Source organism: Enterococcus lactis (assembly GCF_015751045.1).
GTDB lineage: Bacteria > Bacillota > Bacilli > Lactobacillales > Enterococcaceae > Enterococcus_B > Enterococcus_B lactis.
This window is the reverse complement of record NZ_BNJW01000057.1, coordinates 1-2,529: the sequence shown is the minus strand read 5'-3', so window position 1 is coordinate 2,529 and position 2,529 is coordinate 1. Positions and strand designations below refer to the sequence as shown.

3 protein-coding genes are annotated in these 2,529 nt (G+C 38.1%); all 3 read left to right on the top strand.

Annotated features, from left to right (window positions below; translation table 11 throughout):
- Window positions 1-145: 145 nt before the first annotated feature.
- The gene (locus KFO35_RS13935; protein WP_002292291.1) at window positions 146-550 is read left to right on the top strand and encodes an organic hydroperoxide resistance protein; all 405 of its coding nucleotides are present in this window, start codon (window positions 146-148) and stop codon (window positions 548-550) included.
- 132 nt (window positions 551-682) lie between these two features.
- On the top strand, window positions 683-1,726 hold the full coding sequence (locus KFO35_RS13930) for a YncE family protein (protein WP_070704876.1): 1,044 nt from the start codon (window positions 683-685) through the stop codon (window positions 1,724-1,726).
- Between the two features lie 14 nt (window positions 1,727-1,740).
- On the top strand, window positions 1,741-2,304 hold the full coding sequence (locus tag KFO35_RS13925) for a restriction endonuclease subunit S (protein WP_002294754.1): 564 nt from the start codon (window positions 1,741-1,743) through the stop codon (window positions 2,302-2,304).
- The last annotated feature ends 225 nt before the right edge of the window (window positions 2,305-2,529 follow it).

Sequence of the window (2,529 nt, the reverse complement as noted above, 5' to 3'; positions counted from 1 at the left end):
CTTCTTTTTTTGTATAGATAAACTGCTTCTATCACTGATCATCGATGTTGTCTAACTGATGTCGCCGAATGCAAGCATTACCTTTGTCAGATTAAAAAATACTCGTTACACTTAATATAGAACGACGAAAGAAAGGATGATCTCAATGAAAAAAATGTACGAAACAGCAATGATCAATCGTGGAGGCCGTGATGGCGAGGTTGAGGCACCAAACGGAAGTATGCACATGAAGATCGACCGCCCAGGAATCCATAGTGAAGGGACAAATCCGGAACAACTTTTTGCGGCTGGATACGCATCTTGCTTCAACGGCGCGGTTCAACACATGCTGGAAGAAAATAATCTTGAGTCTGATTCTGAAGTCAAAGCACGGGTATCTTTATTTCAATTAGAAGATGGGGGCTACCAAATCGGGGTTGTTTTAGAAGTTTCTTTGCCAGGACTTGAGAAGGACCAAGCAGAGAAAATCGCAGAAGAAGCCCACGCATTTTGCCCATACTCTAAAGCAACAAGAGGCAATATTGATGTGGAAGTGACTATAGTAGAATAAGGGATTCTTAATGTTACTATAAATGAGATTATGAAAGATCCTATAAAGAAACGCTAGTAAAAGAAACATGTAGTTACGGTAATTAATAGCGGTATATGTACGATTGATCGAATAGAACAAGGAGGCAAAAAAATGACACAGCGGGTAGCAATAATGATTTTAGTGTTGCTGGTCATTGGCCTCCTTGTTTACTATGTCCTAAAGTTTAAGCATTGGAAGCAGCAACGGATACATCAGGATATTGAAAAAAAGTTAAAACGGTATCCTATTGTTCAAGCAGCTTGGGAAAAGGCTGAAGCAAAACAATATAACATTCCTGGATTAACAGAAACAAGAATGGTGGTGCCGGAAACCGGCGAAAATGAGGTTTGTCAATGGATGACGCCGCAAGGGTTGGCTTTTTCTCAAGATTTTGTGTTTATTTCTGCCTACTGCTATGACCATCAGCATCATTCTATTATTCATGTACTGGATAGAGAAACAGGACAGCCGATCAAACTGCTGATTTTACCTAAACGGCCACATGTAGGGGGCTTAGTATATGATACAAAACGGGAACTTTTATGGTTGACAATCACAGGATCTGCTACTGGACGAGTAGCCGCTTTACGTTTGATCGATATCTTAGCAGATACATCTGAAGAGACGGGACAGCCAATCGCTTATTGGCTGACAACTGATCTCTCAGAGATTCCACAAGCATCGTATTTGACTCAAAACAATGATCAACTGGTATCTGGCAACTTCACACTAAAAGGTGAAGGACAGTTGACTTTCTATCTATTGCCGACGATAGCTGAAATGCAAACAGCAATTCGCCGCAAAGACAAAATCCAACCAACCGTGACAATGAGCAGAAAAACATCTGATAAGATTCAAGGTGTGGCTTTTTATGGCCATTATCTCTTAGCCAGTCGTTCTTATGGTCCTTATACCTCGGAACTCTTAGTGTCCGAGCGGGACTCTCCTAGCCGGATCCTAAAACGAATCAAATTTCCACCGTATTTGGAACAAATCGTTGTTGTAGAAGATCGTCTAGCAGTATTGTTTGAAAGTGGCGCCGCAGCGTATCGCGAGAAAGCCAATCCTGTGTTAGCCAATGTTTTATTACTAGACTTAGCAACGTTGCTTCATGCAAATAAGCGTCCCAAAAAGATTGCTGCAACTAAAAAATAGTCGGACAACTCAAGATGATCACTGTTGTTCATAAAGAACGACAAGAAAAATCATCTAGCGATGTTCGACTATGGGTTTATTTAGGAAGTATTTCTACTAAGATTCAATATGGCTATACAGATTCGGCGAAAAAACAAGGCAATGTTAAGTTTTTGAGAATCACAGATATACAAGAGGGACGTGTAAATTGGTCCAGTGTGCCTTACTGTGATATTAGTAATTCTAAACTAGTTGATTTAAGATTGGAAGAAAATGACATTTTGATAGCAAGGACAGGAGGAACTATGGGAAAAAGTTTCTTGGTTAAGGAAATAAGTGAGGAATCTGTTTTTGCTTCTTACTTGATTCGAATTAGGTTAGTTGAGAAATTATTATCAGAATACGTAGACTGCTTCTTAGACTCGCCATTATATTGGAAGTTATTAGAAAAAATTTCTTACGGAACTGGGCAACCAAATGTAAATGGTACAAATTTATCTAAACTACTTATACCATTACCACCTTTAGAAGAACAACAACGCATGACTACTAAAATAGAAATGATAAGAAGATCTATTCGTAGAATCAATTTTGAGTAAATATAACGGACCTAGCATCCATTTTATACCAGATGATGCTAGGTCTATTATTTATATTTTATGGAATTTAATTGATTTGTTCTAGTGTTTTAATATTATTACGACAGTAAAAAAATAGTTTGATTCTTCTAACATGAATGACCATCTAGAAGTGGAAATGTATAAAAGATTTATTTTATGAAGTTTTCCTAATATCATTCACTCATGATACGCAGCTCCGTATCA